Raw genomic sequence first — 5,951 nt, 5'->3', positions numbered from 1 at the left:
TAGATAAATTGCTGGTTGTATGTTCTAATCAGGAAGTAGAGTATTCTTTCTGTAAGCATTTTATCCAGGTAACAGATTATAAAACAACTTAATTTATCGATTGCTTTTATAATGAAATTGTCACGAAATATGGAGGAACAGGCGCTAAAACAGCATTAAAAATAAATTTTAAATTTACTATTGTATAATTAAAAAATAGCCTTTACCTTTGCGGCACGAAATCGGGCAGGGTAACAGGCACAATTTCAAAGAAAAATGGCAAAGGCATCAGAAGTAAAAAGTGGAAACATCCTTCGGTTTAACGGAGAATTGGTACAGGTAGAGGAGTTCCTTCATCGTACCCCCGGAAATTTACGGGCTTTTTATCAGGCAAGAATGAGAAATGTGAAATCTGGGAAACTAGTTGAATACAGATTTCGTGTGGATGAAGAAGTAGAGATTTGTCGCGTTGAAACCAGTGATTACCAGTACTTGTATGAAGATGGGGACGCATTGGTGGTGATGGATAACAGTACTTACGAACAATTTAACATACCAAAGGTATTGTTTGGGAAAAGTGTTCGGTTTTTGAAAGAAGGAATGAATGTAATCATTGCGTTTGAAAGCGATGAGCCGATTATGGCGCAGACACCTTCTCATGTTGAATTAGAGATTACGTACTCGGAGCCTGCTGTTAAGGGCGATACGTCTACAAATGCGCTGAAATATGCAACTGTAGAGACCGGGGTAGAAATAAAAGTGCCGATGTTTATCAATCAGGGCGATAAAGTTAAGATTGATACTCGTACAGGCGATTACGTTGAAAGAGTAAAATAAGAATTTTCATAGTTTAGTTTTAGGTTTAGGTTGATTGAGGCTTCGGAGTGGTTCCCGAAGCCTTCTTTTTTTATGCGGTTTTTTGCGGGGGAAAATTAATTTGCTCTCGGAGACTAACGCTTCTTTGGGGCGCGTAGCGGCCCGCTTCGAAGCTGAGGTCTCCTCCGAGCAGAATTAATTTTTTTGGGTGCAGGGGTAACCGCAAAAAAAGGTAGGTTCGGGGTTGATGGGGAAACCGGATGTGATGCAGAGGTTGTATGGAGTCGTAGGGAGTTATTATTGGTGCTATAGGTTTAGAGTTGGGGTGAGTTTAGCGTGCAGGGTTGTTGTTGGCTGGCTTAATAATTATCTTTGTTTTGATGACGAAATCTGAGATTAGAAAGATGACGCTTCAGGAAAGGAAGATGTTGTCGAAAGAGACACTAAGAGTGCTGAGTATGGGTTTGCTGGAGCAGTTTGCTTTGATGGATTTTTCTGATGTGGAGGTGGTGCATGTTTTTTTGCCGATGGAGCGTAAAGCGGAGCCGGATACTTTTCTTTTAATAGATTGGTTGGCGCAAAATTATCCTGGTATGTGCGTTATTGTACCGCGGGCAGACTTTGGGTCGTCTTTGATGACGAACTATGTTTATAGGGGAGCTGAGGGGCTTGTGGAGAATTTTTATGGGATATTGGAACCTGTTGATGGAGAAATTTATGTAGGGAAGGTGGATATGGTGCTGATTCCGCTCCTGGCTTTTGATCTCCGGGGTTATCGCGTGGGTTATGGAAAGGGGTTTTATGACCGTTTTCTGGAGGGCTTGGAGACAAAAAAAGTCGGCATCTCTCTTTTTGGACCTGTTGAGGAGATTGCCGACGTTAATGCATTTGATGTTCGTATGGACGTTTGTGTAACTCCAGAGCGGGTTTATAAGTTTAGCTGAGCCTTGATAAAATCGGTGATCAGGTAAACGATCGTTTTTGCGGTGTTGGGATCTTTTCTTCCGTCGCTGAGTTCTACTGCACCTTCACAGAGGTGGAGATAGTGGAATTTTTTCTTGCCGTTGAGGACCAGTCTTCTCATGTCGTTCAGGGTAAAGCCCGAGGGTGTTGAGGCACTGGACAGGACATTCTCTATACTGTCCAGGTCTATTTCCAGGCCGAGGTTGTAATCCAGAGGCTGAACAAAATTATGGAGCAGCTGGGTTCTGTCCTTGGTTTTGATCAGCTCATCGAAATAAATGCAGTTGACATGTGGGTTTTCTTTGATTTGCTGTAGGACATGATAATTATTATAGTTTTCGTGGAGCCCGAAAATACTGTAATTTTTTAGGTAATTGTCTTTAATGGCGTAACTGAATCCATTTCCACTGTGCCGGCCATTCGTTTCACGCAGGTCGGCATGGGCATCGATATTTACGACGTCTATTTCTTTCCCCCTGGCCAGAGAAACGCCCTTAATAATGGGATAGGCATTGTTGTGGCCACCGCCAATGATGATTGGTGTTTTTCCTGCTTCAATGATCTTCTGGATCACAGGGTAGACCATATCGTCTATCGCTTCTACTTTTTTGCTTAGGGCTGCCGGATCAGTTTCTTTTGGGTCTTTGAACTCGAAATGGCCCAGAACGAGAAGCTCTGCTCCGTTTAAAAAAGAATTGCTTTGGACATTAAGGAGGGACCTCAGGCTGGCTTCCCAGGCACTTGCAGTTCCAGCTATGCCGTAGTTGGCGCGTACACCGATATCTTCGGGGATACCCAGCAAGACAAAAGGGGCATTGGACTGCTTCAGGTCGTCCAGACTGGGGAGGGTTTGTACTTTTTCTCCTAGTTTAATTTCTCCTTCGCGATGGCGGGTGAGTGCCAGTATATCGGCAGGGGAATACAGTTTTAGTCCTTCCATGTGATATGATTTAGGGTTTTTATTGGTTTAAGCATTCAGTTCCAGCAGGACCGGACAATGATCGGAATGGACAACGTCGGGCAGGATTCTGACCTGTTTGAGGCGGTCCAGCATCGGTTTTGTGGCCAGATGGTAATCGATTCGCCAGCCCAGATTCTTTGCTCTGGAGTTGGCACGGAAACTCCACCAGGTGTATTGGTGGGGATCTTTATTGAAATACCGGAAGGTATCAATAAAGCCGTTGTTGAGGAACAATTCCATCCATTCGCGTTCTTCTGGAAGGAAGCCGGAGGAATTGGCATTGGTTTTTGGATTGTGGATGTCTATGGCGGTATGACAGATGTTATAATCGCCAGAGATGATCAGGTTAGGGTAAGTAATGCGCAGGTTTTCTGTATAGGTATCGAAAAACTTCATGAATTCATACTTTTTAGCCTGTCTGTCTTCTCCGCTGGATCCGGATGGTAAATAGACGCTCATCAAAGAAAAAGCATCAAAGTCGGCCCTTAAAATACGTCCTTCTTGATCAATCCATTCTTCCCCGCATCCGTATTCTACATGATTGGGTTTAATTTTACTGAAGATGGCTACGCCACTGTATCCTTTTTTTTCTGCAGGAAACCAATAGTTGTGGTAACCCAGTTGTTCCAGAACGACTATAATGTCGGGGATTTGTGCCGGCAGCGCTTTCACTTCCTGAAGACACACCATGTCTGGGTCTTCATTTTTTAACCAGTCAAGAAAGTTCTTGGTCGCTGCAGCGCGGATGCCGTTGATGTTATAGGATATGATCTTCATAATGGGGCTGTATTTAGGCGTTTCCCTGTGTTTGTTTTTGTTTGGCCAGTATTTTTTCCAATTTTTTTGCTGCCCGTTTTTTAAGCAGGGTTACGGTCATTTTGATATCTTTTAATGGACGGTTGTTCGAATCGGTTGGGCTGACAGCGATCAGATCAACCATTTCTATGCCCTGTACGACTTCACCAAAGGCAGTATAGTTACGGTCGAGATGGGGAGTGCCACCTGTGGTTTTGTAGATTTCGCGCTGCCATTGCGGCAATTTGAAATGAAGGCGGTTCGTTTCTATGGCGTCGAGCTGCTCATCGGTGAACTTTTTGCCTTGTACAATATAGAACTGGCATCCACTGGAAGCTTTCTGAGGGTTGTCGTCTCTGGCGGCAGCCAATACGCCCTTTTTGTGAAACAGACTGTCCCTGAATTCTGCAGGTATGGTATAACCCACATCGCCTTCGCCAAGCAGTTTACCTGCCTCTGCTTTTTTAGAGTCCGGGTCACCACCCTGGATCATGAAGTCTTTGATGACCCGGTGAAACAGGGTATTGTTGTAAAAACCAGCCTTGGTGAGTTTGATGAAATTGTCACGGTGCAGCGGGGTTTCATTGTAAAGCTGGATGATGCATTCGCCCATTTCCGTAGACACCCTGATGTATTGGTGCTTAGGCTTCTTGGCCTGGGCAGAAAGGATAAAAAGGGAGAGGAAGATGGAAAACAGGTATTTCATACGAAAGTTAATTTTGTGCTAATTTAGCTAAATCCCCTTAATTTCTTACCATAGATCAACAGTGCCAGAGACACAAAGAAGTAAATTTGTGTACAACAAGGAGGACGAGATGTCAAACTTATCAGATTTAAAAACACTTACAGCAAGCCTTCCGGAGCAGGGGTATACGATGCCGGTTCTTTTTATCGGACATGGTTCTCCAATGAATGGAATAGAAGACAATGAGTTCAGCCGAAAATGGGCGGATATTGCAAAGGATATACCGCAGCCTAGCGCTGTTCTGGTGGTTTCTGCACATTGGTTTACCCGTGGAACCTTTGTAACGGCGATGGATTTTCCGCCAACAATACATGATTTTGGGGGCTTTCCGCAGGCATTGTTCGATGTAGAGTATCCGGCGCCCGGCAATCCTGACCTGGCTGCTGAAACAGCTGCAATGGTGAAGGGGACAGCGGTTCATCTGGATCATGAATGGGGTTTGGACCACGGGGCATGGACCGTAGTGAAGCACATGTATCCGCAGGCACAGATTCCTGTTTTGCAGTTGAGTATAGATTATACCCGGGATGCCAGGTTCCATTACGAGCTGGCTGCGGAGTTATTCAAGTTAAGAAAGAAGGGTGTTTTGATTTTGGGAAGCGGGAATATGGTGCACAATCTTCGTATGATGAGCTGGGAGATGATCCATGGTGGTGGTTACGACTGGGCCCTGGAAATCAACGAGAAATTTAAGGAGTTGATCCTGACCAATGAGCACCGGCCTTTGATGAATTATCAAAGTCTTGGAAAAGAGGCCATGCTGGCCATTCCAACACCTGAACATTATCTTCCGCTGATGTATACACTGGGTTTAAAACAAGATGATGAACCGGTATTTTTATTTAACGATAAAGCCGTTGGGGGTTCTTTGACGATGACCTCGGTTCGGGTGGGTTAAAGTTTACATGAGTTTTTTCAATAGCTGCAGTATCCATTGCTTTTTTTTGTAAGGTGGGTAAACCCAGCTTGCAGCATTAATGTCTGATTGAAAAACGACGGCTCTTTCGTGGGAAAAGGTTTTAAAACCAAAGAAACCATGTGAGCTGCCCATTCCGCTTTGATTTACGCCTCCAAAAGGGAGATTTGGGTTGGAGATGTGAATGAGTACGTCGTTGATACAGGCGCCACCGGAACTGGTGTTTCTGAGGATTTGGCGGATATGAGATTGATCTTCGCTGAAAATATACAGTGCCAGCGGTTTATTCTTTCGGTTGATCAGCCCGATTGCTTCGTCCAGACTGCTGTAGGGGATGATAGGGAGTATGGGGCCAAAGATCTCTTCTTCCATGATGGCACAGATTTCCGGTAAATGCCCAAGCAAGGTTGGGTGAATGGTTTGATGCAGGAGGTTGGAGGGGCCAGCCCAGAGGATTATTGCTCCCCGGTCTGTTGCTTCATTAACCAGGTTCTGGATCCGGTCGTAATGTTTCTGGTTGATGATTTTTGCGAAAGATTTAAAATCAAGTCGTTTGTCTGTTTTATCGAAGAACATTTCCGTCACTGCTGCTTTATAAGCTTCTATAAACTCCTCCATTTTAGAAGGATGGATCAGGGCATAATCCGGCGCTATGCAAGTTTGCCCGGCGTTGATCAGTTTTCCCCAGGCAATTTTTTCTGCTGCTTTTGGGATGTTGGTGGTTTCATCGATAATAACCGGTGATTTGCCGCCCAGTTCAAGGGTAACGGAACTGA

7 protein-coding genes are annotated in these 5,951 nt (G+C 44.6%); 3 read left to right on the top strand and 4 right to left on the bottom strand.

The features are described 5' to 3' along the window. Positions 1-255: 255 nt before the first annotated feature. Both efp and VNZ46_RS07735 read left to right on the top strand, forming a co-directional pair. Positions 256-816 carry an elongation factor P gene (efp, locus tag VNZ46_RS07740; RefSeq protein ID WP_316834061.1) on the top strand — a complete coding sequence of 187 codons (561 nt, stop codon included), beginning with the start codon at positions 256-258 and terminating at the stop codon, positions 814-816. A 359-nt stretch (positions 817-1,175) separates the two neighbouring features. Continuing rightward, complete coding sequence (locus VNZ46_RS07735) at positions 1,176-1,739, top strand: 5-formyltetrahydrofolate cyclo-ligase (protein WP_325559502.1); 564 nt, start codon at positions 1,176-1,178, stop codon at positions 1,737-1,739. Here the strand turns inward: VNZ46_RS07735 and VNZ46_RS07730 are convergent. Genes VNZ46_RS07730 through VNZ46_RS07720 form a run of 3 tightly spaced genes read right to left on the bottom strand, consistent with a single transcriptional unit; the run spans position 1,724 to position 4,220 of the window. After that, entirely contained in the window at positions 1,724-2,698 is a 975-nt protein-coding gene (locus VNZ46_RS07730; RefSeq protein ID WP_325559501.1) for a formimidoylglutamase, read from the bottom strand. The two genes, VNZ46_RS07735 and VNZ46_RS07730, sit on opposite strands and share 16 nt — an antisense overlap. 27 nt (positions 2,699-2,725) lie before the next feature. Beyond that, a complete protein-coding gene (locus tag VNZ46_RS07725; protein ID WP_325559500.1) occupies positions 2,726-3,496 on the bottom strand; it encodes an exodeoxyribonuclease III in 771 nt (256 codons plus the stop codon). Positions 3,497-3,509: 13 nt separating this feature from the next. Further along, positions 3,510-4,220, bottom strand: a complete 711-nt coding sequence (locus VNZ46_RS07720) for a peptidylprolyl isomerase (protein ID WP_325559499.1) — start codon at positions 4,218-4,220, stop codon at positions 3,510-3,512. A 109-nt stretch (positions 4,221-4,329) separates the two neighbouring features. On the opposite strand from VNZ46_RS07720, the gene ygiD reads away from it, so the two are divergent. Then, a complete protein-coding gene (ygiD, locus tag VNZ46_RS07715; protein ID WP_325559498.1) occupies positions 4,330-5,157 on the top strand; it encodes a 4,5-DOPA dioxygenase extradiol in 828 nt (275 codons plus the stop codon). Positions 5,158-5,160: 3 nt separating this feature from the next. Here the strand turns inward: ygiD and VNZ46_RS07710 are convergent. Further along, on the bottom strand, positions 5,161-5,951 hold a 791-nt coding region (locus tag VNZ46_RS07710), incomplete at its 5' end, for an aldehyde dehydrogenase family protein (protein ID WP_325559497.1).

The organism is Pedobacter sp. (genome assembly GCF_035566355.1).
Classification (GTDB): Bacteria; Bacteroidota; Bacteroidia; order Sphingobacteriales; family Sphingobacteriaceae; genus Pedobacter.
The sequence above is the reverse complement of the archived record's forward strand: the minus strand, read 5'-3'. Positions and strand labels throughout refer to the sequence as shown.